The sequence below is a fragment of the Mesorhizobium sp. CA10 genome (assembly GCF_020165285.1).
Lineage (GTDB): Bacteria > Pseudomonadota > Alphaproteobacteria > Rhizobiales > Rhizobiaceae > Mesorhizobium.
In genome coordinates this window covers 39,844-64,734 of record NZ_JAIUHV010000011.1, presented here as the reverse complement: position 1 = coordinate 64,734, position 24,891 = coordinate 39,844, and the positions used below count along the sequence as shown (strand labels likewise).

The window sequence follows — 24,891 nt, the reverse complement described above, 5'->3', positions numbered from 1 at the left end:
ATCCATCAAGCAGGCTGCGGGTTGATCTCCATGCCAGGCCCGGCCGGATCCGTGGTCTTGCCGGTCACCACCTCGACGACCCCGCGGGCGATCTCGCGCTCGCCCATGATCACGGTGTCGGCGCCGAGTCCTTTCAGATGCTCGACCTCGGCGTCGGAATGAGCGCGGGCAATGATGCTGATCGCCGGATTGGCGGCTCGGGCCCGAAGCACGATCTGGCCGGCCTCGAAGGCATTGGGGATGGCGAGGATCAGCCGCTTGGCGTCTTCCGGGTTGGCGGCCGCGAAGACGTCCGCATTGGCGGCGTTGCCGGCGATGGTCTCGACGCCGTCGTCGCGCAGCTTGGCCAGCGTCTTGTCGGCATCCTCGATGACCAGGAAGGGCAGGGCGGCTTTTTTCAACGCCGCGCCCACCAGGCTGCCGACGCGGCCGTAGCCAATCAGGATGGAATGGCCGGCAAGCGCGGTTTTGGGCGGCGGGCCATCTTCCTTGCCGGGAGCCGCCTGGACCGACGCGACCTGGCCGGGCTCGGTCGCCGGGCCGATAGGCCTTTGCTCTTCGGCCGGCGCGGCCTTGCCGGCGTGCTTTTCCAGCCACGGCTTCACCCAGTCGACAACGAGGAACATCAGCGGATTGAGCAGAATCGAGAGAATGGCGCCAGCCAGGATCAGGTCGCGGCCCTGTTCGGGCAACAGTTTCAGGCCGACGCCAAGCTCGGCCAGGATGAAGGAGAATTCGCCGATCTGGGCAAGGCTCGCCGAAATCATCAGCGCGGTCGCGATCGGATAGCGGAAGACAATGACGATGACGAAAGCGGCGATCGACTTGCCGATGACGATGATGGCCAAGGTGGCGAGGATCGGCAGGCCGTTGCTGATCAGGCTGAACGGGTCGAACAGCATGCCGACCGAGACGAAGAACAGCACCGAGAAAGCGTCGCGCAGCGGCAGCGATTCTTCCGCCGCGCGGTGGCTGAGCTCGGATTCGCTCATGATCATGCCGGCGAAGAAGGCGCCGAGCGCCAGCGAGACGCCGAACAGCTTCGCCGCGCCGAAGGCGACGCCGAGCGCGATGGCCAGCACCGCGAGCCGGAACAATTCCCGGGAGCCGGTGTGAGCGACGTAATGCAGGATCCACGGAATGACCCTGCGGCCGACCACCAGCATGACGACGACGAAGGCGGCGACCTTGGCGAGCGTGACGCCGACCACGCCCCAAATGCCGTAGCTGGCGGGCAGCGAAAGCAGGCTCGCATGGTCGTCGACCTGGGGCTGGCCCCCGAGCACGCCGGCGAGCGCCGGCAAGAGCACCAGCGTCAGCACCATGGCGAGATCCTCGACGATCAGCCAGCCGACGGCGATGCGGCCGCGCTCGGTCTCGATCAGCCGCCGCTCCTGCATGGCGCGCAAAAGCACCACGGTCGAGGCGACCGAAAGCGCCAGGCCAAAGACCAGGCCGGCGCCAAGCGACCAGCCGAGCAGCCAGGCAAGTCCGACGCCGAGCAGGGTCGCAAAGCCGATCTGCACGATGGCGCCCGGCACCGCGATGGCGCGGACGGACAGAAGGTCCTTCAGCGAAAAATGCAGGCCGACGCCGAACATCAAAAGGATGACGCCGATTTCCGCGAGTTCATTGGCGAGGCTGGCGTCTGCGACGAAGCCGGGCGTGTTGGGACCGACAAGGACGCCAGCGACAAGATAGCCGACGAGCGGCGGGATGCGGAAGCGGTTGGTTAACGCCCCGAAGACGAATGCAAGCCCCAGACCGGCGACGATGGTGGCGATAAGGGGCGTGTCATGCGGCATTGTCTTTTGCGCGCCTTTCGAAAATTCACGATGTCGGATGGGCCGAGGCCGTCGCCTTCGGCAATATGATGGACGCAGCGGCGATGATGCAACCGCCGCCGCGCAGAATTCGACGCTGAAGGCGACGCGCACCGGAAATCGGCGCCGCGCCGACAAAGAGACGGCTTCGGGACGCGACCCAGCCTCGAAGCCGCTTTTTTTCGGCGCCTTATGCCGCTTGCAACAGGTTCTCGATGTCGGGAATCGTATGGTTCGTGAGTGTCTTCGGGATTTCCGCCTGCACCTTCTCGCAAACCTCCTTGTGCAGTTTCTGACGCATCTCGCCAAGCACCTGCGGCGGCGCGATCAGCACGACCGCGTCGAACGCGCCGCGATGCGCCAGCTTGTAGAGCCGGTCGGCAATCTCGACGGCGAAGCGCTCCTTGCCGAGACGGTGCCAGTCGGTTTCCTCGACGGCGCTGCGGGGACCCTCGTTGCTCTGGCGGCCCGGCTTGTCGCTGCCTTGCTCACGCGTGGCGGGGTTCTCCTGCTCCATCTCCTGCACCACTTCGAGGTTCGGGAACTTGGCGTCGCCCTGGTTGCGCAGGAAAAGCGCCTTTTCGCCATCAGCCACGATGACCCACAGTCCGTGTTTCAGCTTGATGCTCATGGCGTTCCTCCTTGCTTGCTGCTTGCCGATAGATGGAGCTTGGGATCCGCAAATGGATTGCTAGGCAAACGAGCCGCGAGGCATGATTGTTCCGATCCGGCGATGGCGTCTCGATCGCTTCCGGCAGACTCGGTCGAGCGCCTATCCCGCAGGGTCAGCTTTAATCTATTAACTTAGTAGAATTTAGAATAAACTGTTTTGCGGCTTTCTCGGTCAGGCGCTAAAAATTACGACGGATCAAGGCTGTTTCTTATGCCGCTCCGGCCGTCTCACCGTCAAAGTAGAATTTTGTTCTCTTGGCCTTCGCAGTTGCGAAAAAGCGATTGCCTGCCGTTCGGCGACGCGCGAGTGCTTGCCTTCTGATTTTGGGCGTAGCCGCGTAAAACTGCCAAACTATTCCAATATTGCTCATTGCCATGTCGTCAGCCAACGCCAAGCTCAATGCCTTTCCCGTCTTCATGCGGGTCGACGGCGAAGCCGTAGCCATCATCGGCAATGGCGAGGAGGCGCTCGCCAAGGCGCGGCTGCTTTCGCAATCGAGCGCGGTGTTGCGCATCGTTGCCGACGATGCCAGCGACGGCCTGCTGGATTTCATCGCGTCGGCCGGCGCTGTTCACATCAACGCAGCCTATGAGGCCGCGCATCTCCAAGGTGCCGCCCTGGTGTTCGCCGCCAGCGGCGAAGAGGCGCTCGATCGCCGCGTCGTCGAGGACGCGCGGCGGCTGGGCATTGCGGTCAACGCCGTGGATCGTCCGGAGCTGTGCGATTTCCTCACGCCCGCATTGGTCAACCGGGCGCCGGTGGCGATCGCCATCGGCACAGAGGGCGCCGGACCGGTTTTGGCGCAGATGCTGCGCGGGCGCATCGACCGCATGCTGTCGCCGTCGCTCGGCCGGCTGGCGGCACTTGCCGCGTCCTTCCGCGCCGCCGCCGAGAGCCTGCCGAAGGGCAATCGGCGCCGCCGCTTCTGGAGCGATTTCTTCGCCGGTTCGCCGGCCAAGGCCATCGAAGCCGGCGACCTCGCCGAGGCGCATGGCGCGGCGCTCGAGCTCTTGGCCCAGGATGCTCCGGTTACCGGACACATCGCGCTGGTCGGCGCCGGTCCGGGTGCGGAGGACCTTTTGACCTTGCGCGCGCATCGCCTGCTGTTGGAGGCCGACGCCATCGTCTACGACGCGCTGGTGCCGGAGGCGATCGTCGCCATGGGCCGCCGCGACGCCGAGCGCCTGCCGGTGGGAAAACGCAAGGGCTGCCATTCCAAGAGCCAGGAAGAGATCAACGCGCTGCTCATCGAGCTGGGCCGCGCCGGCAAGCGCGTGGTGCGGCTGAAGTCCGGCGATCCGCTGGTGTTCGGCCGTGCCGGCGAAGAGATGGCGGCGCTGCGCGAGGCCGGGATCGCCTATGAAGTGGTTCCGGGCGTCACCGCCGCCTTCGCCGCCGCCGCCGACTTCGAGCTGCCGCTGACGCTGCGCGGCGTTTCGTCTTCGATGGTGTTTACCACCGGCCACGACCTCAAGGGCAACTCGCTGCCCGACTGGGCCAAGCTTGCCATTTCGGGCGCGACCGTTGCCGTCTATATGGGCCGTTCGGTCGCGGCGGAAGTCGCCGGCCGGCTGATCGAAGGGGGACTGTCGCCGGATACTGCCGTTGCCGTCGTCGAGAATGCCAGCCTCGGCAACCGCCGCCGTTTCCACGGCACGCTTGCCGACCTGCCGTCGCTGGAGGAGCGCGCCGATCTCACCGGACCGGTGATGACGATCATCGGCGACGCCGTCGCCGGCGCCAATTTTGAACAATCCGAGCCGCTCGCGGCACGTAAGCATGAGGGCGCGGCTTCAGCCGTCGCCGAAGGAGTTGAGCAATGAAGGTTCTCACCGCGAACAGGCTCTCCGACGGCATCGCCGTCTGGTACGCCGCCGGCGGCTGGGCGGAGACGGTCGGTCACGCCGATATCGCGCATGACAAGACGGCGGAGGACCGGCTGGAAGCGATCGGCGCCGCGGCTGGCGCCAACAATGAGGTGGTCGACGTCAACCTGATCGACGTCACGGTGGTCGATGGCCTGGTCGAGCCGGTGCGGCTGCGCGAAAAGATCCGCGCCGCGGGCCCGACCATCCGCACCGATCTCGGCAAGCAGGCGAGCCCGGAAGCGGCACGGGCGGCTTAACCCCAAGAAAAGCAGCGGGCGGACGCGCCCTGAAAGACGAAGCATGTACCGTTACGACGAGTTCGACCAGGATTTCGTACAGGCCCGTGTCGCCGAGTTCAGCGACCAGGTGCAGCGCCGGCTTGCCGGCGAGATCACCGAGGACCAGTTCCGGCCGCTCAGGCTGATGAACGGCGTCTATCTGCAGCTGCACGCCTATATGCTGCGCATCGCCGTGCCCTACGGCACGTTGAACAGCAGGCAATTGCGCATGCTCGGCCACATCGCGCGCAAATACGACAAGGGCTACGGCCATTTCACCACGCGCCAGAACATCCAGTTCAACTGGCCGGCGCTGTCGGACATCCCTGCGATCCTCGCCGATCTGGCGAGCGTCGAGATGCACGCCATCCAGACCAGCGGCAACTGCATCCGCAACGTCACCGCCGACCATTTCGCCGGAGCCGCCGCCGACGAGGTCGCCGATCCGCGCCCCTATGCGGAAATCCTGCGCCAATGGTCGTCGGTGCATCCCGAGTTCTCGTACCTGCCGCGCAAGTTCAAGATCGCGGTGACCGGCGCCGAGCGCGACCGCGCCGCCATCCAGACGCATGACATCGGTCTGCATCTGAAAAAGAACGCCGCCGGCGAGCTGGGCTTTGCCGTCTACGTAGGCGGCGGCCAGGGCCGCACGCCGATGGTGGCGAGAAAGATCCGCGACTTCCTGCCGGAGGCGGAGTTGCTGTCCTACTGCACGGCCATCCTGCGCGTGTACAACCTCTACGGCCGTCGCGACAACAAGTTCAAGGCGCGCATCAAGATCCTGGTGCACGAGACCGGCGTGGAGGAGATCACCCGCCAGGTCGAGGCCGAGTGGCAGGCGCTGAGGGACGCCGAGCTCAAGCTGCCGGAAGCCGATATCCAGGCGATCAACGCCTATTTCGCGCCGCCGGCGCTGGTTTCCCGTCCGGAAGGCGATGATGCGGTGAAACAGGCCAGGCTCGATTCCAAGAGCTTTTCGGAATGGCTCGACCAGAATGTCGTGACGCATCGCCATCCCGACTATGCGGCGGTGACGATCTCGCTCAAGGGCATCGGCGAGGTGCCCGGCGACGCAACGGACAGCCAGATGGAAGCGGTTGCCGACATCGCCGAAAAATACGCCTTCGACGAATTGCGCGTCAGCCACGAACAGAACCTGATCCTGCCGCATGTGGCGCGCGCCGACCTCAAGGCGGTCTACGACGCGCTGGTCGAGATCGGCCTGGCGACAGCCAATTCCAATCTGATCAGCGACATAATCTCCTGCCCGGGCCTCGATTATTGCGCGCTGGCCACGGCGCGCTCGATTCCGGTGGCGCAGGAAATCTCGCGCCGCTTCGCCTCGCTGGAGCGGCAGCGCGAAATCGGCGAGTTGAAGCTGAAGATCTCCGGCTGCATCAATGCCTGCGGCCACCACCATGTCGGCCATATCGGCATTCTGGGCGTGGAGAAGAAAGGCACCGAGCTCTATCAGGTGACGCTTGGCGGTTCGGCCGACGAAAACACCTCCGTCGGCGAGATCATCGGCCGCGGCTTCTCCTCTGATGAGATCACCGATGCCATCGAGCAGATCGTCGATACCTATCTCGGCCTTCGGCTCAGTCCTGACGAACGTTTCATCGACGCCTACCGCCGTGTCGGTCCCGCGCCGTTCAAGGAGGCGCTTTATGCTGGCGAAACCAAGGCCGCTTGACCGGACAGGCGAAGTCGAGACCGGCGTTGCCGCCGAGGCAGCGGGGCTCGACGCGCTGTTAGGCCATCTGAAGCCGATCGAGATCATCGAACGGTCGGCGCACGAATTCCGCGGCGCGGTCGCCGCGGTGTCTTCCTTCGGCGCGGACTCCGCCGTGCTGCTGCACATGATTTCGGAGATCGACCGCGCGCTGCCGGTCATCTTCCTCGACACCGGCAAGCATTTCGAGGAGACGCTCGGCTATCGCGACGCGCTGGTCGCCGATTTCGGCCTCACCGACATCAGGGTGATTAAGCCGGAAGAGACCGCGCTCCAACGCGTCGATCCGACCGGCAGGCTGCACGAGACCGACACCGATTCCTGCTGCAATGTGCGCAAGGTCGAGCCGCTGGCGCGCGGCGTCGAACCGTTCCGCGCCTGGTTCACGGGGCGCAAGCGCTTCCAGGCTTCGACGCGCACGGCTTTGCCCGTCTTCGAGGCCGTCGGCTCACGCATCCGCATCAATCCGCTGGCGCATTGGACGACATCGGACCAGGCCGACTATATGCGGGCGCATGCGCTGCGCGAAAATCCGCTGGTCGCCTATGGCTATCTCTCGATCGGCTGCTTCCCTTGCACGCAGCCGGTGCAGCCGGGCGAGGATGCGCGCAGCGGCCGCTGGGCGGGCCACGCCAAGACCGAGTGCGGTATTCACCTCTCCGGTTTGGAGAAGTCGCTGACCGACGCCTCGCTTTAGGGTATATCGCTATTCACGTGATGCCGGTCCGCAAGCGGCTTCCGGTTGCTGGCGGCCTGCCGGCTCGCCTCGAGATTTTGTGACTTTGGGATTTTTGATGACAGGATCGACGACAGCGGGGACCCGCCTCTGGACCCGTGACGGTTTTCGCGAGGATGAGTGGACCCACGCCGAAAGCGCCGAGGCGCTTGCCGGCAACGGCCGTTTCATCCTGCCTCTGCAGGCTTTTCTCGGGCTGGATGAAGACGTTCGCAAATCGGCCAAGGAGCGTCTCGGCGTCCTGCTGCAGCCCGGCGACGAGCTGGACAAGATAACTGGCCTGCTCGACCAGCTGTCGTTGGTGGCGCTGGCCTTCCCGGCCTTCAATGACGGCCGCTCTTTTTCCAAGGGCGAATTGCTGCGCGCCCGGCATCAATTCAAGGGCGCGGTGCGCGCGACCGGGCAGGTGCTGGTCGACCAGCTGCCGCATATGCTGCGGCTCGGCTTCGACGAGTTTGAGGTCTCCAATCCGGTGCTCTTGAAGCGGCTGGAGGAAGGCCGCACCGGCGGCTTGCCGCTTTACTATCAGCCGGCGGTCGAACCGGAGGCCAAGGGTCCAAAATATTCCTGGCGGCGCAAGCGTCCCAGCTGACGCGGCATTTCATAGGGCAAATGAAATCGCTGTGGTCCGACCAGCGTCACGCATTTTGTTGGTCAGCCCAGCTCAAGATAGGTTTGGAAAGCGCGCTGCGCTGGTCTGGTCAGACCACATTGGCGATTCGGGCTTCCGCTTCGGCCGACCTGCCCTTAGGATAGGCCGTTACTTCGTACCACGAAATAATGGCCAGCTAAGGGAGGAAGCAGCATGGCAGGCAAGAAGATATTGATGCTCGTTGGCGAGTTCAGCGAGGAATACGAGATTTTCGTCTTCGAGCAGGCCATGCACGCGGTCGGCCACACCGTCCATGTCGTGTGCCCGGACAAGAAGGCCGGCGACGTGCTCAAGACCTCGTTGCACGACTTCGAGGGCCACCAGACCTATACCGAAAAACCTGGTCACGATTACATCCTCAACAAGACCTTCGCCGAAGTGAACCCAGCCGACTACGATGCTGTCTATGCGGCGGGCGGCCGCGGGCCGGAATATATCCGCATCGACAAGCGCGTGCAGGCGCTGGTTAGGCATTTCCATGAAACCGGCAAGCCGATCTTCACCATCTGTCACGGCGCGCAGATCCTGATCGCGGTCGACGGCGTGGTGCGCGGCAAGGAAGTGGCGGCGCTGCATTATTGCGAGCCGGAAGTGACGCTTGCCGGCGGCATCTATATCGATGTCGCGCCGACCGGCGCCCATGTCGACGGCAATCTGGTTTCAGCCAAGGGCTGGCCGGGCCTAGCCGCCTTCATGCGGGAATGCCTGAAGGTGCTCGGCACCGAGATCCGTCACGGCGAAGTGCTGATGCGCGACGACAGGAAGGCGGCCTGAAACTTGTCAGTTGCGGCGCGCGGCTACTGACGCCGCGGGTCGTCCGCGTTCTCCGCCTCGGCGCCGTCGAGGCGGTCAAGCAGGTCGGTCAACTGCCGGGGCATCTCCCTTTCCAGGCGAAATACCGGCAAGGTGCGCAGAAAGCGCTTCGTCGCTTCGCTGCCCGCCTGCCGCCTGATATCGTTGGCCAATTCGGCGCGCCTGTTGCCGTTGTTGCCGTTCATCGTCCCAAAATCCTGTGTCGGCTTCGAAACTCCCGCGGGCGGTTCATGGTTCCCGTGCCAGTGCTCGAGAGCAAGCAAAGCTGCGTGATACGGTAAAGTTTGAATTAATTTGGAACGGCAGCCTGCCACCAGCCGCCTGCGCTTGCCCCTTGATTTTTGCCCTCCAAACCTCGATATCGGGCGCAAATCCAGAGCAATTCGAAATGACGGGAAACGCGATGAGCGACCAGGCAAAAGACGAACGCACGCCCGAAGAGATGGAAGCCGCCGAGGCTTCCGGCGAGCGTGCGGAGGGCGGCGTCGACGGCGACTATGAAGCGCTGGTGCGGCTGCTGAAGGAAAACGAGGAACTGAAGGACCGCGCACTGCGCGCGGCGGCCGAAATGGAGAATTTGCGGCGGCGCACCGCGCGCGACGTCCAGGACGCCCGCGCCTATGCCGTCGCCAATTTCGCGCGCGACATGCTGTCGGTGTCCGACAATCTGCGCCGCGCGCTGGACGCGATTCCCGCCGAGGCAAAGGCCAGCGGCGACGCCGGCTTCAAATCGCTGATCGAAGGGGTCGACCTTACCGAGCGCGCCATGCTTTCGGCGCTGGAGCGCCACGGGGTGAAGAGACTCGCGCCCGAAGGCGAGAAGTTCGATCCGAACTTCCACCAGGCGATGTTCGAGGTCCCCAATCCGGATGTTCCCGCAGGCACTGTCGTCCAGGTTGTGCAGCCAGGCTATTCGATCGGCGAGCGCGTGCTGCGGCCAGCGATGGTCGGCGTCGCCAAGGGCGGCCCGAAGGCGGCCGCCGAGGCCAAGGTCGAGCCGGGCCCGGTGAACGAGCAGGCCGAGAAGGATGCGTGAGAGAGAGTAGCGAATAGGAAGTAGTGAGTAGGGGCTGATATTTATCCCCGGCTTCGTGCTATTTCCCTACTCTATTCGCTACTCACTACTCGCTCGCCCATGAACCCCATCGCGTCGCTCGACTATGCCGGCGTGGCCGTCTTCGCGGCGACGGGCGCGCTTGCCGCATCGCGCAAAGAACTCGACATCATCGGCTTTCTGTTCCTGGCCAGCGTCACCGGCATCGGCGGCGGGACGCTGCGCGACGTCATCCTCAACCTGCCGGTGTTCTGGGTCGCCAACAGCGGTTATGTACTGATCTGCGCCGTCGTCGCGGTGCTGGTCTTCTTCAGCGCCCACCGGTTCGAATCCCGCTACAAGCTGCTGCTGTGGCTCGATGCCGTCGGCCTTGCCGCTTTTTCGGTGATGGGCGCGGCCAAGGGGCTGGCGATCACCGGCTCGCCCGTCGTGTCGGTCATCACCGGCGTCTTGACGGCGACCTTCGGCGGTATTCTGCGCGACCTGCTTGCCGGCGAGCCATCGGTGCTGCTCAGGCCCGAGATCTATGTCACGGCCGCGCTTGCCGGCGCCGCCATCTTCACCCTTGGCGATCTTGCCGGCCTGCCGGCGCTGGCGTCCAGCCTGCTCGGCTTCGCGGGCGCATTCGCGGTGCGCGCGGAGCGCTTAAATTCGGCTGGTCGTTTCCGGCCTATAAAAGCCGGCCGGGGCGAAGGCCGGAGGATATTCCCTGAGGGAGCGAGTAGCGAATAGGGAGTAGCGAATAGGGGTTGAACGGAACAGATCCCGCCGCTTTCTTCTATTCGCTATTCGCTATTCGCTATTCGCTATTCGCTATTCGCTATTCGCTATTCGCTATTCGCTATTCGCTATTCGCTATGCCGCGAAACGCTGCCCTTCGCCGCCATAGTAGTTGACGTAGCGGGCGCCGATCTCCTTGACCGGCATGACGACGAAGACGTCGACGGTCGAGAATTCGTGGTCGATGACGCAGCCGTCGCCGATGCGGGCACCGACGCGCAGATAGCCCTTGACCAGCGGCGGCATGGCGGCGATCGCCGCCTTGGCGTTCACCGCCTCGATCGGCATCAGGTCCATCGAACAGTAGCGTCCCGGAACCGCGCGAACATCCCAGGCGGAGTTGGTGCGGCAATGATGGGCGAGATAGGTCAGCGCCTCGGCATGCGCCGCCGGCACGATGCCATGGAACGAGGCGCAGCCGGTCATCACGCCGATGTCGTAGTGGTTGATATAGGCCCAGATGCCTTGCCAGAGCGCCTCGATGGTGCGTTTGGAGCGGTATTCCGGCAGAACGCAGGAACGGCCGAGTTCGAGGAAGCGCTGGCCGGGATGCCGCGCAATCAGCTTGGTAAGCTCGAACTCGCCCTCGGAATAGAAGCCGCCGGCCGTCGCGGCGATTTCCTGCCGCAGCAGGCGGTAGGTGCCGACGATGCGGCGGTGCTCAGGGCCGGGAAGGGAATTGTCCAACACCAGAAGGTGATCGCAGAGCGGGTCGAACCGGTCGGCGTCGCGCCGGTCCTGCGCCTGGAACAGGTCCTTCCTCGCGCCGAGCTCGTCGTAGAATACCCGGTAGCGCACTTCCTGGGCGGCGGCGATCTCGGCCTCGTTGCGCGCGAGCCGCACTTCGAGATTGCCGATGCGGCCCAGCGGAGCGCCGCTTGCGACGGCGTCGGCGGTACGAGCGGCGAGCAGGGCGCCGCCGGCATTCGGCCGAGTGTCACATTCAGGCACGACTGTATGCACGAGTGATTCTCCTTCGAGCCATCCCTCTTGGCACGGGGATACGGTGTAGGTGCAACAGGATTGTGACAGTACCGTGATACGACGTGGCGGGCAATACTTTGTCGGCTGGGCAATACACTCAACCGGCTATCTTGTGATCGCGAAAGCCAAGCAAGCCAAGGCGTTCAACGGTTAGAAATTTCCTCAGGCGGCAACCTGGCCCTCGACCGCCTGGACGAGCGCGTCCGGGTCGAGCGGCTTGGTCACGAAACCGCTGGCGCCATGGGCAAGCACGGCATGCCGGGTCTTTTCCTGGCTGTCGGCCGAAAGCACCATGATCGGAATCGGGGGCATGGCCAGGGACTCTTCGTGGCGACGGATGGCGGCGATCGCGTCCAGCCCGTCCATGACAGGCATATGCAGGTCCATCAGCACCACATCGAAGCGGAACTTGAGGCCGGCATCGGTAACGGCATCGACCGCGGCCTTGCCGTTGCCGACGATCTTGACGCGGTGTCCGGCCTTGAGCAGCGTGGCGCGGGCGAGCATGGCGTTGATGTCATTGTCTTCCGCGATCAGCACCGACAGGCCCTGGTCGCGCTTGCGCACCGAGGGGGCACCGCGCGGCTTCGGCAGCGGCTTGGCTAGCGCCGAGCCATGGCTGGTCAACAGCACACGCAGCAGGGTCTCGCCCCGCACCGGCCGGGCCAGGAAGGTGGCATAGCCGCTGGCCCGGAATTCGCCGAGCATGCCGCGATCCGTCGGCGCAATCAGGGTGATGGCCTCGCAGTCGGTAAAGCCAGAATCGCGCAGCCGCTTGAGCAGCCTCCCGTCGCTGTTTTCGAGCGCAGCGTCGATCAGGAGCACGTTGCAGCCTGCAGCCCACGGGGTGGCCTGGCTCGGTGTCGCGGCAATCTCGACGATGCCGCCATGGGCCTTGATCGCGCGGGCGATGGCATCGGCCTCGATGGCGTTTTTCGACACGATTACGGCCCGCCGGTCGGCAAGGATGTTGTGGCGATGCGGCGGCGGCTCGGTCGCGGCGACCGCCGGAAGCTCCAAGACGAATTCGGATCCTTCGCCGAGCCGGCTCGAGACCGAGATCGAGCCGCCCATCGCCGTCGCCAGCCGCTTCGAGATGGCAAGCCCGAGGCCGGCGCCGCCATGCACCCTGGTCGAGGTGCCGTCGGACTGCTCGAATTCCTCGAAAATGCGCTCCATGTCCTCTTCGCGCAGGCCCGGGCCGGTGTCGGCGATGGTGAAGCAGATACGGTCAGTGGTTTCGCTGCGGGCGCGCGCCACGGTCAGCAGCACCCCGCCCGTGTCGGTAAACTTCACCGCATTGCCGATGAGGTTGAGCAGCACCTGGCGCACGCGGCCTGGATCGGCGGTGATCATCTGCGGCACATCGGGCTCGACATGGCAGCCGAGGCCGATGTTCTTGGCGAAGGCCTTTGCGGCCAAAAGCTCGATGATGTTGTCGGCGATCTCGCGCAGCGAGGTCGGCTGGGGCTCGGGTTCGAAGCGGCCGGCCTCGATCTTGGAATAGTCGAGCAGGTCCTCGATGAGCGCGAGCAGCGCGCTGGCCGAGGTGGAAACGGCGCCGACATAGGTGCGCTGTTCGGGCGAGAGGTCGGTATCGGCAAGCAGCTTCGCCATGCCCATGATGCCGTTCATCGGCGTGCGGATCTCATGGCTGACGGTGGCGAGGAAGCGTGACTTGGCCTGGCTGGCATATTCGGCCCGTTCGCGCGCGGTGATCAGCGAGGATTCGGCGCGCTTGCGGGCGGTGATGTCGCGGGCGATCGCCCGGTGCGAGACCGCGCCCGTGTCCTTGTCGCGCACCGACAATTCGATCCAGGAGAACCAGCGTGGTCCGTTCGGGGTGCGGATCGCGACATCGGTCGAGCTCAGGCATTCATGATCGGAGAAGGCGGCGTCGGGAACGATGCCGACATCGATGCCAAGCTCGGACAAGGTCTTGCCGGCAAGATCGCGCGCATCGAGCTCGACAAGCGAGGCAAAGACGCTGTTGGCATAAACGATGTGGCCGTCGCGATCGCGATGGACGACGAGGTCGCCCAGCGCGTCGATCAGGCCGCGGAAGCGCTCCTCGCTCTCCTGCATCTCCCACATGCGGTCGGCGAGGGTTTCGATCTCGGCGCGGCTGCGCGCGGCGGTCTCGTCGAGAAGCGCTGCGGTGCGCCGCTCGTCGCGGCGGCTGCGCAGATGCATGGCAAGGCCGGCAAAGGCTATGGCGGCGAGGCCGGCGGTGATGATGAGCGGCGCCCCGGTGAGATGCGCGAGCCCCGCCATAATGGCGATGGCAACGATCGTCAGGAACGGCAAGCCTTGGTGGCCGGCTGCGGGCAATTCGGGAGCCAACGGCGGCGCGACGAGCACCTGCCGCTTCGGCGCATCGGCGATGAGCCTGTGAGCGCCGGCGGCTTTGCTGTCCTGTCTGATGTCGGAGTCCGCGACCATGCGCAGATCATGCCAGACAGAAATTATGGAAGGCTGGGAGGGATCGTTCGAATTTTAGCTATTTGAGCGGATCCGGCTGTCCGCATGCGCGGGCGAAACCGAGCTTCGCGAGGTCGTTGCGAGCTACATATCGACAACGACACGACCCCTGACCTTGCCTTCGACGATATCGCGCGCGGCGGCGACAATGCCGTCGAAACCGATCGTGCGGGACAATGTCGACAGCTTCTTGGAGTCGAGGTCGGTGCCGATGCGGCGCCATGCTTCCAGGCGTACCGGCTTCGGCGCCATTACCGAATCGATGCCGAGCAGCGAGACGCCGCGCAGGATGAAGGGCGCGACGCTTCCGGGCAGATCCATGCCGCCGGCCAGGCCGCAGGCGGCGATCGCGCCGCCATAGGAGGTCATCGACAGCACATTGGCCAAGGTATGGCTGCCGACCGAGTCGACGCCGCCTGCCCAGCGCTCCTTGGCGAGCGGTTTCGGGGGCTGGCTGAGCTCTTCGCGCGAGATCACCTCGGCCGCGCCAAGGTCGATCAGATAGGGGCTCTCGGCGTTGCGGCCGGTCGAGGCGATGACATGATAGCCGAGGCTCGACAGGATCGAGATGGCGACCGAGCCGACGCCGCCGGCAGCGCCCGTCACCACCACGGGACCGCGGTCCGGCACGATTCCGTGCCGCTCCAGCGCCATGACCGAGAGCATTGCCGTGTAGCCCGCCGTGCCGACAGCCATAGCATCATGCGCGCTCATGCCCTCGGGCAGCGGCACCAGCCAGTCGCCCTTGACGCGGGCGCGGCCGGCATAGGCGCCGTAATGCGTCTCGCCGACGCCCCAGCCGTTGAGGATTACCTTGTCTCCCTTGCGCCAGTCGGCATGCGAGGAGGAGATCACGGTGCCGGCGAAATCGATGCCTGGAACCAGCGGCCAGCGGCGCACGACCGGGGCCTTGCCGGTGATGGCGAGCCCGTCCTTGTAGTTCACCGTCGTCGCCTCGACGGCGACAGTGACATCGCCTTCCATCAGGTCGGCCTCGGCGAGGTCGACGACATCGACGGACTGCTTCTTGTCCGCATCGCGCGACACGAGGATGGCTTTGAAGGTGTCGGGCATGATTTTCTCCTCGCCTCTGGCTGATGAGGAAGTCTGCGGTTTCAACAGCGTGAGGTCAATTGCCAAGGTCCTGGGACTTGGCTTCGCGCCGCCAGCCGATCAGTTCGTCGAAGACGACAAGCGCTGCGCCGACCGAGATGAAGGTGTCGGCGAGATTGAAGACCGCGAAGGACCAGACGGGCGTGTGGAACAGGATGTAGTCGATGACGTGACCGTAGACGGCGCGGTCGATGAGGTTGCCGAGCGCGCCGCCGATGATCAGCGCAAAGCCGATACGAGCGACGACATGGCCGGCCGACGTGCGCGTGGCGAGATAGAGCACGAAGGCGACGACGAGCACGGCGATGACTACCAGGCCGGTATCGCCGAAGGACTCGAACATCGAGAAGGCGATGCCGGTGTTGTAGGTGCGAAACAGCGCCAGGAAGGGCAGGAGGTCGACCTTCTCCTGAAAGGCGAGACCGTTCTCGACCAGCTGCTTGATCCACTGGTCGAGCGCAATGGCGATGACGACCAGCACGACGTAAGGCGACCAGGATTTCATTTGGCGGTCCTCATCGGATGTCATTGGCAGGCTCGAGCTTCAACGCGCCGCGCCGGATCTCGAACAACATCACGCCGGTGGCGACCGCCAGATTGAGCGAATCGGCCCGGCCTGCCTGGGGAATTCTGAGCAGCCGGTCGCAGCTTTCGGCGAGACTGTCCGGCAGGCCCTGCTGCTCGTTGCCCATCAGCAGCAGGACCGGTCCCCTGGAGAAATCGACCGAGCGATAGTCGACCGCGCCCTTGAGATGGGTTCCGGCGACAAGGCCGGAGAAATCGCGGCGCCAGGCGAGGAAGGCCTGCTCGGTCGCCCTGGCGACCGGCACGGCGAAGATCGAGCCCATGGTGGCGCGCACCGTCTCCAGCGAGAACGGGTCGGTGGTGTCGCCGACCAGGATGACGCCCTTGGCGCCGACGGCGTCGACGGTGCGGATCACGGTGCCGAGATTGCCGGGGTCGCGCACCCGGTCGAGCGCCACCCAGACATCGCCGTCCCTGGCGCGGATGTCCTTCAGCGGCACCGTCTGCTGCGCGAAGACGCCGACCACCATTTGCGGGTTCTCACGGCGGGTGACGGCAGCGAGCACCTTTTCGGAAACTTCGAGCACCATGCCGCCGGCGGCAACGGTCCGCGCGGCGACTTTTTCGACGGCCGGGTTGCCGCGTCCGGCCTTGGCGAAGACCAAGGTCCTGATCGACCAGCCGAGGTCGAGGGCATCGATGACCAGCTTCAGGCCCTCGGCCATGAAGGCGTTCTGCTGGTCGCGGAATTTTTTGAGCGCCAGCGCCTTGATGTCCTTGACCAGGGGATTGGCAAGGCTGGTGACTTCCTTGACCTGCCCGACAGGGCGAGCGCCGTCATGTGCCGTCATTCAAGCCACCCAGCGCGAGAACAGCGAGGTCGACAGCGCGCGGCCGGCGGATTTCTCGCGAATGATCAGCTCGCCGGATTCGACCGTGCCGCCCATACCGGCGAAGGTATCGCGCATCAGCGCATGGATGGCGAAGAAGGAAGCGCGGATCGAATAGGCGGTGAGGACGACGGCGAGCGGTTTCGGCGTCAGGATCGAGCGGCAAAGCTCGGTGAGGCCCGGCAGGTCCTCGAACAATTGCCAGACCTCGCCCTTGGGTCCGCGGCCATAGGCCGGCGGATCGAACAGCACGATGTCGTAGCGGCTGCCGCGGCGTTCCTCGCGCTCGGCGAATTTCATCGCGTCCTCGACGATCCAGCGGATCGGCTTGTCGGCAAGGCCGGCCATTTCCTGGTTCTCGCGCGCCCAGCCGATCGCCTTCTTCGAGGCATCGACATGGGTGACCTCGGCGCCGGCGCGGGCCGCCACCAGCGAGGCGAGGCCGGTATAGCCGAACAGGTTAAGCACCTTGACCGGGCGTCTCGCCGACGCGATCAGTCCCGCCATATGGTCCCAATGAGAGGCCTGCTCCGGAAAGACGCCGACATGGCGAAACGAGGTGAAGCGGCCGAGATAATCGATGCCGTCATGCTTCATCGGCCAGGTTTCGCCGAGCGGCGTTTTGGGAAACCGCCAGCGGCCGATGCCCTCTTCGTCGGTGTCGCCGGTGAAGATGGCGTCGGCGCGCTCCCATTCCTTCGCCGGAAGGGCCCGCTGCCAGATTGCCTGGCCCTCGGGGCGCACGATGCGGTACGGGCCGTATTGCTCGAGCTTCTCACCGGCGCCGCTGTCAAGCAGGGCGTAATCGGCGTTCGGCGCGACTTCGAGGATTAATGGCAGGCGCTCGGCAGGCAACGCGCCTTCGCGGCGCGCAAGCACGCGCGGCGCCGGCTTGGCTTCCTGCCGCTCCGCCGGCTTTGTTTCGCGGCGCTCGGCAGGTGCGGCCTGCTGCCGTCCGGCCGCGAACGCATCACGCGGGCGGGGCTGTTCCGCCCTTGCGGGATGCGGGCGGCCATCGCGGCGTTTGTCGCGAAAAGATTTCAAGAAAGGTCATCTCCGGCGGTTCGGCCCGCTTCTGCCACAGCTCAGCCCACCGGCGCAACAAAGCCTGGCTCATTCAATGGTGCTGTAATCAACCATGCCGGATACCGAGCAGGCCGAAACAAAGCGAAACGAAGCCAAGCGCCTTCGCCGCGGCCACCGCCATGTGGCCGGTCTCCCAACGCAGCCGGACGGCCTCGAAATTGTCCGGGATCGGTCCGGGCGCCCAGGTCGCAAGAATGTCGTTGGCCGGCTTGACCAGTCCGAACCAGAGCGCCAGCGAGACGGCATAAAGCAACGCGGCGACGAGCACGAGCCAGAAGGCTGTCGCTTGGCCGCGCAGCATCCAGGCAAGCAGCGCTGGACAGAGGATCGCAGCGACATCCAGCGGTGCTCCGATCACGGCAAAGAGCTGGAACTGCGCATTGAAGACCGTCGCCTCGCGCCAAAGCGCCGGCGACCATTTCGTCAGCCTCGGCAGCGATTCCAGCACATGGGCAAAGGACGGCCCAAGGCTGAGCGCCGCGACGAAAGCGGTCAGCACCGACCAGAACAGCAGGGTCCCGCGCATCTCCATTGTGGGAGAACGGGAACGGGACGCGGGCGTTCCGTGGCAGAAGGTCGCTTGCCGCGATGTGCAGGCCAGCCCTATTGTCCGGCACGCCGGTTAGCCATTCATGTCCCGTTCAGCCCGCCTGCTCGACCTCGTCCAGATCCTTCGCCGCCATCGCCGGCCGGTGAGCGGCCGCACGCTTGCGGACGCAATCGGCGTATCGATCCGCACCCTCTATCGCGACATCGCGACGCTGCAGGGGCAGGGCGCGCCAATCGAAGGCGAGGCGGGGCTTGGCTATGTGCTGAAGCCCGGCTTCATGCTGCCGCCGCTGATGTTCACCGACGAGGAGATCGAGGCAATCGTGCTCGGCTCGCGCTGGGTGGCTAAGCAGCCGGACAGAAGGCTGGCGGCGGCCGCGGCGGATGCGCTGGCCAAGATCGCGGCGGTGCTGCCGGATGATCTGCGCGACGATCTCGACGCTACGACACTGCTTGTCGGGCCGCGCTCGGAAAATGCCGAAGCGATCGACCTCGGCATCGTGCGGCAGGCGATCCGCGACGAGCGCAAGCTTGGCTTCCTCTACCGTGACGCCGGGGGAGCGGCATCGAAGCGCCTGGTCTGGCCGTTCGCGCTCGCTTTCTTCGACAAGGTGCGGGTGATGGTGGCGTGGTGCGAAACGCGCCAGGATTTCCGGCATTTCCGCGCCGACCGGATGTCCGGCCTGACAGCGACAGACATCCGCTATCCGCGCCGCCGACAGGCAATGCTGAAGGAGTGGCGGGCTACGCTACCCGCGCCCGGCCAGAACGGTACGAAAGGCGGCTCCGGCTGATCGCTGCCGCCAGAATCTGGGCAGTCGGTCAGTTTGAAATGGACCCTTTGAAGTCACTCCTTGCAATGCCATATTTGGCGCAATGGCTACATGGAGCGAAGGCACTGACATTTTTGCTTGCCCTAACTGCAAGGCGCGCTACCGCGCGCACTACAAGGATTTCCCTGAGAGGGACAAAGGGCAGTTTAATTGCACGGTGTGCAACGAGGTCGTTTACAGTTGGAAGGGGACGCGCGACTACATGAGATGGGAACTGATAGACGCTCAATGACAGCAAAGCGCCCGAAGCGCCCGCGTGACGTCAACCAGCCCGCCAACTACATGCCGACTTACCGAACACTGAATTGCCTCACGACGCTGAACAAATCGAGATGGCTAAGCGAGGTCGAGCCGACTGATTGATCGGTTGCAAAGCTCGCGCTGAATCACTTGATGCCGATGAAAGGTCAAAATGGCCAGACGTGCAGCAAATGCTCGCTCGTCACGGCCACCGAACAATTCGTAGGCCAGAGCGCGGCTTTTCAATTCCGTACATCGTGCAGATGTCGTCCGGCAAGAGCGCGAACAAGTCAGCCAAGTCGTCAAGTGAATAGCCCAACTCATTAATATGAGCGTCAATGAGGCGACGATTGAGCGTTGTAGGTTCGACGGGGAAATTCAATTCTTGCGGCTCACCACGACTTTTGTACCCCATGGCGCTGTATCGCTTCCACAGGAGCTGTTTCTGCCCCGGGCCGACATAGCCAAGCTCGTCTGCTGCATACAAAAGAGCCGCCATCGACACCCGCCACTCAGGCTTAAGTCGGGCTGCCAATTGCAGGTCGATACGGCGGCCCTTGAAGTATGGGCGGATATCATCGGCGGGGATCAGGAGGCCGCTGGCAAATTCGTTGGCTTCCTTCTCCATATCTGGCGATGGAACGCTGTGCATAACCAAGTGCGCGAGTTCGTGCGCCAACGTGAAGCGCATCCTATCAGCTGGCAAGTTGCCATTCAAAACGACTATTGGGGGAAGCCCAGCGAGCCGAAGTGTAAGGCCGTCGACATCGATCTTTTCCAAGTCACTGTGGAAAACGAAGATGCCGGCGCGCTCGACATAGTCGGTCAGGTTGACCAGCGGTCCGGCTGGTATGCTCCACGCTCGGCGTACGAGCTTGGCAATCTCCCGGCAGTTCCTGCCGTACTCTCCGGGTTCGTATTGTGGGATTTTCAGTTCGGGCTCGAAGATGATCGATGGCATCAGTTCTCGAAGATGCATCGCGCGAATGTTTGCTCCCGCCAATACCCGGTCGACCTCGCGCTGCGACACAGACTGCCTTTTGCGCCACATCGGGTGAAAGCTGAGCGGGATACCAGACGGATGGTAGTTCTTTTCGAAGAAAGGCGTACGGACTGATAGCGCCTCGGCGCAACTATCGATTACAGCCTGTGACGGCTGGAGTGCGCCATTCTCGGCGCGCGACAATATGGCTGCGTCCACGCCGATACGATCCGCCAGTTCCTTCTGGTGGAATCCTCGAAACTGCCGCGCCAAGCGCAGCATTGCTCCATTAAAGCCGGGCATGACTTACTTCTGCTGATCGTCCTTCCGGTCCTTATGGGCGACCGGAAGCTTGATGATAGTTGCTGCTGTGCCCGATGCCGGCGCCAGCGGCGGCGAAATCGTACCGACAACCGGGGCATCCCCGGCGTCATCATTGGCAACGTAGCTCCAGATCACCGACTCACCGAACCGGGCCGCGACGAGGATAGTCTCAATCTTGGTTTCCAGCTCGTTAAGGACATAGCCGAAATCGACAGTATGGATTTCGGGAAACTCGTCGTATGCGTACGGCAGCGAAGAGACGTTAGTGAAAGCCAAGGTCGCCTGCGTCGGCTGGGCGCGCGTATATCCGCGCTTATCCATCTTTTTCAGCCGCACAACCACCTGCTTTTTCAGCAGCAGGCGGATGGTTTCATGGCCTTCGAGCAAGCGAACTTCGGAGGAGCCGGCATAGGCGGACCGCACCGCGTTCATAACGTTCTGATGCATGTTGACCGCGACAGTGCGCTTCAGGTCAAAACTGCCGCGATCAGGATTGCGCGAAAGCTTGTCCCATGCGTCGTGGATGATCTTGCACAGCTCCGGCTCGTACGAGCCGATGACGTGGCGAATAAAGGGTTCTGTCGGAAACATGCGCGGACGATTCTCCGTTACCTTTGGTGGAGTATCGGCTCTCAAAATACCAAATTCAAGGGAAAAATTGACAAAGTTCTTGACCGATGTCGAACATCGTTGCGCCTATTGAGGCGAAGGAGCCGAAAGGCGGCGGTGCGCGGTCCTTATAAAAACGTTCCGCGTAAGGGCGCGAGTGCCGATCAGGAGCGGTATCGCATTTACCCTACGGATTTTCACCGTACCGCATCATGCTGCGGCTGGCTTTACCCCATATCAAGTCGCCATTGTCTGCCTGTCCAGACCCGGTGGCGTATGGTTTACCCTCTGGGTTTTCCGGTCGGCGTCATGTGGAGCTTAAGACGAAGCTTCATGACAACCTCCTTTCAGCAACCCGGCAAGATTGCCGGATGCCTATCTAGTTAAGATTGTCGCTGCGGACTTCAAAGCAATCCACTGCCAGAATCTGACAGCATGCCCGCGTATGGTCTCCAAGGTTCAGACACTTTGGAGATCAGATATGACCACGCCGAATTTCGTGATCCTCTATGTCGACAGCCCGGAAAAGAGCGGCGCGTTCTACGCTTCACTGCTCGGACGCGAGCCGGTCGAATCCTCGCCGACCTTCGTCATGTTCGTGCTCGACAAGGGGTTCAAGCTCGGCCTCTGGTCGCGCCACACGGTGGAGCCGGCTGCGGCGGCAGCGGGCGGTGGCGGCGAGCTCGTGCTTGCCGTCGAGAACGCGGCAGCGGTCGATGCCACCCATGCGGATTTGACTGGCAGGAGCCTCAACATTCTGCAGACCCCAACCGATCTTGATTTCGGCCGCACCTTCGTCGCGCTCGATCCCGACAATCATCGCCTGCGCGTCTACTGGCCGAATGGGCAGTAGGCAGTAGGCAGCAGGCCTATCTTCCCTATTGCCTACTGCCCAATCCCTACTGCCTATTTGAGCGCCTTGTAGACGGCGACGCCGGCGGCGAGATCCTCTAGCGCCGCGCCGACCGACTTGAACAGTGTGATCTCGTCATCGGTTTGCCGGCCCTGTTTCTCGCCGCGCGCGAGCTCGTGCAGGTCGGCGACAATCGCTTCCGGTTTCAGCACGCCGGAGGCCAGCGGCTGGACGATGTCGCCTGCCTCCTTGGTGGCGCCGGCGCGGGTGTCGACATAGACGCGGGCACGGACAATGGCGTCATCATCGCTTTCGCGCATCGTCGGCGTGAAGCCGCCGACGAGATCGACATGGGCGCCCGGCTTCAGCAGCGCGCCCTTGACCAGCGGCGTGTTCGAGATGGTCGCGGAAGCGACGATGTCGGCCTCGGCAAGCTCCGCATCGAGATCGCCGGCGGCACTTGCCGGAAGGCCTTCGGCGCGCAAGGCCGCCGCCACTTTTTCGGCATTGGCAGGCGTGCGGTTCCAGATGCGGATGGATGTGATCGGCCTGACTGCAGAATGCGCCTTGGCAAGGAAGGGCGACAGCGCGCCGGCGCCGATCACCAGAAGCCGCGAGGCGTCCTTGCGGGCGAGATAGGAGGCGGCGAGCGCGGAGGCGCAGGTCGTGCGCCACTGGGTCAGCCGCTGGCCGTCGATCAGCGCCTGCGGCTCGCCAGTGACGCCATCTAGCAAAAGATAAAGGCCCATGACCGCCGGCTTGCCGATGGCGTTGTTGTCCGGCGACACGGTGACGATCTTGACGCCGATATGGCCTCCCTCGGACGTGCCGGCGGCGTTGAAGTCGGTCCAGGCCGGCATCAAAAGCAAGGTCGAGGCGGCGCCGTCCGGCCGCTCGACGCCATGATGGTGGCGAACCGGCTGCACGGCGCCATCGCGGAAGGCGGTGCGCAGAGTCTCGACAAGGCCCGGAAAGGTCAGCGCGCGGTCGACCTGTGCGGCCGAAATGGTCAGCATTGAAAGCTCCGTGGTGTCGAAATGACGCTCGACTGTCTTCTACGCAATTCCGGACGGAAAACCGCTACGCACTTTGCCTGGAGTTGCTAAAGCGCGTCGCGCTGAAAACAGATTCAGGCGACGCGCTTTAAGCCTTTGTTCGATGCATGTCGTTGTCCCAGAACCGCTGCGCACTTCTGGGCGACATGCATTAGTTCGTCGGGCTGGGCAGCGCCGGTCCCTTGGGCGCTACGGGCGTGCGGCTCACCGCCTGGCGCAGACTTTCCGCCTCGAGGCCGCGCTGGCGCGCGAGCTTGCGATAGCGCCCCTGCTTCACCCAGGTGGCCAGGCTTCCGACGACCATGCCGATGGCCAAAGCCAGGAACAGGAAGATGAAAAGCGGCAGGCTCAGCGTCAGCGCGGGATTGCCGGGATGAAATGGATCGACCGTGAAGGCGACAGGGCCGCGGTTAGCGACGGCGAGCGCGATCAGGATGATAGCCAGCGGCACGAAAACCACGACGAGGATGAAGCGATTGAACATCAAATCTCCATGGAGAGGCTTCTGAAGCGCGCATGTCCTTGTCCCGAAACCGGTCTCCGCTTCCGGGAGACATGCCTTAGGCATCAAGACGCCGTCTCAACCCGCCGGCCCGGCGCCTATTTGCCGCCGTTCAGCCTTTCGCGCAACTCCTTGCCGGTCTTGAAGAACGGCACCCACTTTTCCTCGACCTCGACGGATTCGCCGGTGCGCGGGTTGCGACCGGTGCGGGCCGGACGGTTCTTCACCGAAAAGGCGCCGAAACCGCGCAACTCGACCCGGTTGCCCTCAGCAAGCGCGTCGGTGATCTCGTCAAAGATCGCGCCGACGATGTTTTCGACGTCGCGCAGGAAAAGGTGCGGGTTGCGTGCAGCAATGATCTGCACAAGCTCGGATTTGATCATAGAACATTCCCCGTAAAACCACTGCAACCGATTATCAGGATGATTTTATTGCTTTTTCGGCTCGTCCCAACGGCACCTTAAGGGTGCCAGACCGAAACGAGACCGTCAAGAAACAAGCGGTCGGCGCCGAGTTCGTGAATGATATCGCCGCCGGCATCCGGCAGGCCGAGCGCCTTGGCCGCCACTTTTGCCATCGACTGGGAAAACAGGAAACCGCCACGCCTGTCCTTGTCCTTCCACTCGACGACCTTGAGCTTGCTGTTCACGCCCTTCGTCGCCAGCCAGTCGATCGCCTCCTGCTCGCCGCCGACGGCGTCGACCAGGTGGTTGGCCAAAGCCTGGCGGCCGGTGAAGATCGAGCCGTCGGCAAGCGCCAGCGCCTGCTCATGCGTCATCTTGCGGCGATCGGCGACGATGCCGACGAACCAGTCGTAGCTGTCGAGGATCAGCTTGCGCACCATGGCGCGCTCGTCGTCATTGGTCGGCTTGAAGGGCGAGGGCGAAGCCTTGAGCGGCGACGATTTCACCTCCTCCAGCTTGATGCCGAGCTTGTCCATGAGACCGCTGACGTCAGGGTATTGGATCAGCACGCCGATCGAGCCGACGATCGACGTCTTGCGGGCGACGATGTGGTCGGCTGCACTTGCGATCATATAGCCGGCCGATGCCGCCAGCGTGCCGACTTCGGCCACCACCGGCTTGTCACCGGCAAGCTTGCGCACGGCGTCGAATGTGGCCTCGCCGCCGACCGTGGTGCCTCCGGGCGAATCGATCGAAAGGATGACGCCCTTCACCTCCGGCGACTTGCGGATCGATTCCAGCCTTTTGAGCAGCTCCTCGTCCTCGGTGATGGTGCCTTCGACCTTGACCTTGGCGATGTGGGGGACCGCCCGGCCGGTAAAATTGTCGTCATAGACCCAGGTCGAGAAAGCGATGATCGTTGCCGCCAGAACCAGAAACGCGACCACGCGCCAGAATGTCAGCTTGCGGCGCAAGCGGCGGCGGTCGATCAAGTCGTCGGCTCTCATTGCCATTGTCAGCCTCATGGGTGGTGGGAAAGCACGCTTTTAAAG

At 63.8% G+C, this 24,891-nt stretch carries 25 protein-coding genes and 1 pseudogene; 10 read left to right on the top strand and 16 right to left on the bottom strand.

Annotated elements, in window-relative coordinates; genetic code table 11:
- Window positions 1-5: 5 nt before the first annotated feature.
- Both ybaL and LB535_RS21825 read right to left on the bottom strand, forming a co-directional pair.
- Entirely contained in the window at window positions 6-1,805 is a 1,800-nt protein-coding gene (gene ybaL, locus LB535_RS21830) for a YbaL family putative K(+) efflux transporter (protein WP_224633647.1), read from the bottom strand.
- A 208-nt stretch (window positions 1,806-2,013) separates the two neighbouring features.
- Window positions 2,014-2,454, bottom strand: coding sequence for a host attachment family protein (locus LB535_RS21825; protein ID WP_095769243.1), 441 nt, complete (start codon window positions 2,452-2,454; stop codon window positions 2,014-2,016).
- A 416-nt stretch (window positions 2,455-2,870) separates the two neighbouring features.
- Here LB535_RS21825 and cysG point away from each other — a divergent pair, with 416 nt between their 5' ends.
- From cysG to LB535_RS21795, 6 genes are all read left to right on the top strand, one after another.
- Window positions 2,871-4,319, top strand: a complete 1,449-nt coding sequence (gene cysG / locus LB535_RS21820) for a siroheme synthase CysG (protein WP_224633646.1) — start codon at window positions 2,871-2,873, stop codon at window positions 4,317-4,319.
- Window positions 4,316-4,621, top strand: coding sequence for a DUF2849 domain-containing protein (locus tag LB535_RS21815; protein WP_095769245.1), 306 nt, complete (start codon window positions 4,316-4,318; stop codon window positions 4,619-4,621). Before cysG ends, LB535_RS21815 begins: the two co-directional genes overlap by 4 nt.
- Before the next feature lie 43 nt (window positions 4,622-4,664).
- Window positions 4,665-6,335, top strand: coding sequence for a nitrite/sulfite reductase (locus LB535_RS21810; RefSeq protein WP_224633645.1), 1,671 nt, complete (start codon window positions 4,665-4,667; stop codon window positions 6,333-6,335).
- The gene (locus LB535_RS21805) at window positions 6,310-7,071 is read left to right on the top strand and encodes a phosphoadenylyl-sulfate reductase (protein ID WP_095769247.1); all 762 of its coding nucleotides are present in this window, start codon (window positions 6,310-6,312) and stop codon (window positions 7,069-7,071) included. Before LB535_RS21810 ends, LB535_RS21805 begins: the two co-directional genes overlap by 26 nt.
- Before the next feature lie 97 nt (window positions 7,072-7,168).
- Window positions 7,169-7,702, top strand: a complete 534-nt coding sequence (locus tag LB535_RS21800; RefSeq protein WP_095769248.1) for a DUF934 domain-containing protein — start codon at window positions 7,169-7,171, stop codon at window positions 7,700-7,702.
- Between the two features lie 213 nt (window positions 7,703-7,915).
- Window positions 7,916-8,536, top strand: coding sequence for a DJ-1/PfpI family protein (locus tag LB535_RS21795; protein ID WP_095769249.1), 621 nt, complete (start codon window positions 7,916-7,918; stop codon window positions 8,534-8,536).
- Between the two features lie 23 nt (window positions 8,537-8,559).
- Here the strand turns inward: LB535_RS21795 and LB535_RS21790 are convergent, their stop codons facing one another.
- Window positions 8,560-8,760, bottom strand: a complete 201-nt coding sequence (locus LB535_RS21790; protein WP_140845241.1) for a hypothetical protein — start codon at window positions 8,758-8,760, stop codon at window positions 8,560-8,562.
- A 218-nt stretch (window positions 8,761-8,978) separates the two neighbouring features.
- Between LB535_RS21790 and grpE the strand changes: the two genes are divergently transcribed.
- Together grpE and LB535_RS21780 are read left to right on the top strand one after the other, a co-directional pair.
- Window positions 8,979-9,611, top strand: coding sequence for a nucleotide exchange factor GrpE (grpE, locus tag LB535_RS21785; RefSeq protein WP_224633644.1), 633 nt, complete (start codon window positions 8,979-8,981; stop codon window positions 9,609-9,611).
- Between the two features lie 99 nt (window positions 9,612-9,710).
- Window positions 9,711-10,342: pseudogene (locus tag LB535_RS21780) on the top strand (trimeric intracellular cation channel family protein).
- Window positions 10,343-10,484: 142 nt separating this feature from the next.
- Here LB535_RS21780 and LB535_RS21775 read toward each other — a convergent pair.
- From LB535_RS21775 to LB535_RS21745, 7 genes are all read right to left on the bottom strand, one after another.
- Complete coding sequence (locus LB535_RS21775; RefSeq protein WP_095769253.1) at window positions 10,485-11,372, bottom strand: GNAT family N-acetyltransferase; 888 nt, start codon at window positions 11,370-11,372, stop codon at window positions 10,485-10,487.
- 183 nt (window positions 11,373-11,555) lie between these two features.
- Window positions 11,556-13,835, bottom strand: a complete 2,280-nt coding sequence (locus tag LB535_RS21770) for a PAS domain-containing hybrid sensor histidine kinase/response regulator (protein ID WP_224633643.1) — start codon at window positions 13,833-13,835, stop codon at window positions 11,556-11,558.
- A 123-nt stretch (window positions 13,836-13,958) separates the two neighbouring features.
- Window positions 13,959-14,948 (bottom strand): MDR family oxidoreductase, encoded by a 990-nt coding sequence (locus LB535_RS21765; RefSeq protein ID WP_224633642.1) that lies wholly within the window; start codon window positions 14,946-14,948, stop codon window positions 13,959-13,961.
- Between the two features lie 55 nt (window positions 14,949-15,003).
- On the bottom strand, window positions 15,004-15,492 hold the full coding sequence (gene lspA, locus LB535_RS21760) for a signal peptidase II (RefSeq protein WP_224633641.1): 489 nt from the start codon (window positions 15,490-15,492) through the stop codon (window positions 15,004-15,006).
- 10 nt (window positions 15,493-15,502) lie between these two features.
- The gene (locus LB535_RS21755; RefSeq protein ID WP_224633640.1) at window positions 15,503-16,363 is read right to left on the bottom strand and encodes a TrmH family RNA methyltransferase; all 861 of its coding nucleotides are present in this window, start codon (window positions 16,361-16,363) and stop codon (window positions 15,503-15,505) included.
- Window positions 16,364-17,446, bottom strand: coding sequence for a class I SAM-dependent rRNA methyltransferase (locus tag LB535_RS21750; RefSeq protein ID WP_224610870.1), 1,083 nt, complete (start codon window positions 17,444-17,446; stop codon window positions 16,364-16,366).
- Between the two features lie 88 nt (window positions 17,447-17,534).
- Window positions 17,535-18,020: a DUF1772 domain-containing protein gene (locus tag LB535_RS21745; protein ID WP_224633639.1), complete on the bottom strand. Its 486-nt coding sequence runs from the start codon at window positions 18,018-18,020 to the stop codon at window positions 17,535-17,537.
- 100 nt (window positions 18,021-18,120) lie between these two features.
- Here LB535_RS21745 and LB535_RS21740 point away from each other — a divergent pair, with 100 nt between their 5' ends.
- Window positions 18,121-18,831 (top strand): helix-turn-helix transcriptional regulator, encoded by a 711-nt coding sequence (locus LB535_RS21740; protein WP_224633638.1) that lies wholly within the window; start codon window positions 18,121-18,123, stop codon window positions 18,829-18,831.
- A gap of 481 nt (window positions 18,832-19,312) precedes the next feature.
- Here the strand turns inward: LB535_RS21740 and LB535_RS21735 are convergent, their stop codons facing one another.
- Window positions 19,313-20,395: a helix-turn-helix domain-containing protein gene (locus LB535_RS21735; protein WP_224633637.1), complete on the bottom strand. Its 1,083-nt coding sequence runs from the start codon at window positions 20,393-20,395 to the stop codon at window positions 19,313-19,315.
- Window positions 20,396-20,398: 3 nt separating this feature from the next.
- A complete protein-coding gene (locus LB535_RS21730) occupies window positions 20,399-21,007 on the bottom strand; it encodes a hypothetical protein (RefSeq protein WP_224633636.1) in 609 nt (202 codons plus the stop codon).
- A 499-nt stretch (window positions 21,008-21,506) separates the two neighbouring features.
- On the opposite strand from LB535_RS21730, the gene LB535_RS21725 reads away from it, so the two are divergent.
- Window positions 21,507-21,878: a VOC family protein gene (locus LB535_RS21725; protein WP_224633635.1), complete on the top strand. Its 372-nt coding sequence runs from the start codon at window positions 21,507-21,509 to the stop codon at window positions 21,876-21,878.
- A gap of 53 nt (window positions 21,879-21,931) precedes the next feature.
- Here the strand turns inward: LB535_RS21725 and LB535_RS21720 are convergent, their stop codons facing one another.
- From LB535_RS21720 to sppA, 4 genes are all read right to left on the bottom strand, one after another.
- Window positions 21,932-22,894, bottom strand: coding sequence for an ornithine cyclodeaminase family protein (locus tag LB535_RS21720; protein ID WP_224633634.1), 963 nt, complete (start codon window positions 22,892-22,894; stop codon window positions 21,932-21,934).
- 190 nt (window positions 22,895-23,084) lie between these two features.
- Window positions 23,085-23,417 carry a LapA family protein gene (locus LB535_RS21715; RefSeq protein ID WP_224633633.1) on the bottom strand — a complete coding sequence of 111 codons (333 nt, stop codon included), beginning with the start codon at window positions 23,415-23,417 and terminating at the stop codon, window positions 23,085-23,087.
- 116 nt (window positions 23,418-23,533) lie between these two features.
- Entirely contained in the window at window positions 23,534-23,818 is a 285-nt protein-coding gene (locus LB535_RS21710) for an integration host factor subunit beta (protein WP_027165368.1), read from the bottom strand.
- Window positions 23,819-23,895: 77 nt separating this feature from the next.
- Window positions 23,896-24,852, bottom strand: coding sequence for a signal peptide peptidase SppA (sppA, locus tag LB535_RS21705; RefSeq protein WP_224633632.1), 957 nt, complete (start codon window positions 24,850-24,852; stop codon window positions 23,896-23,898).
- Window positions 24,853-24,891 lie beyond the last annotated feature (39 nt).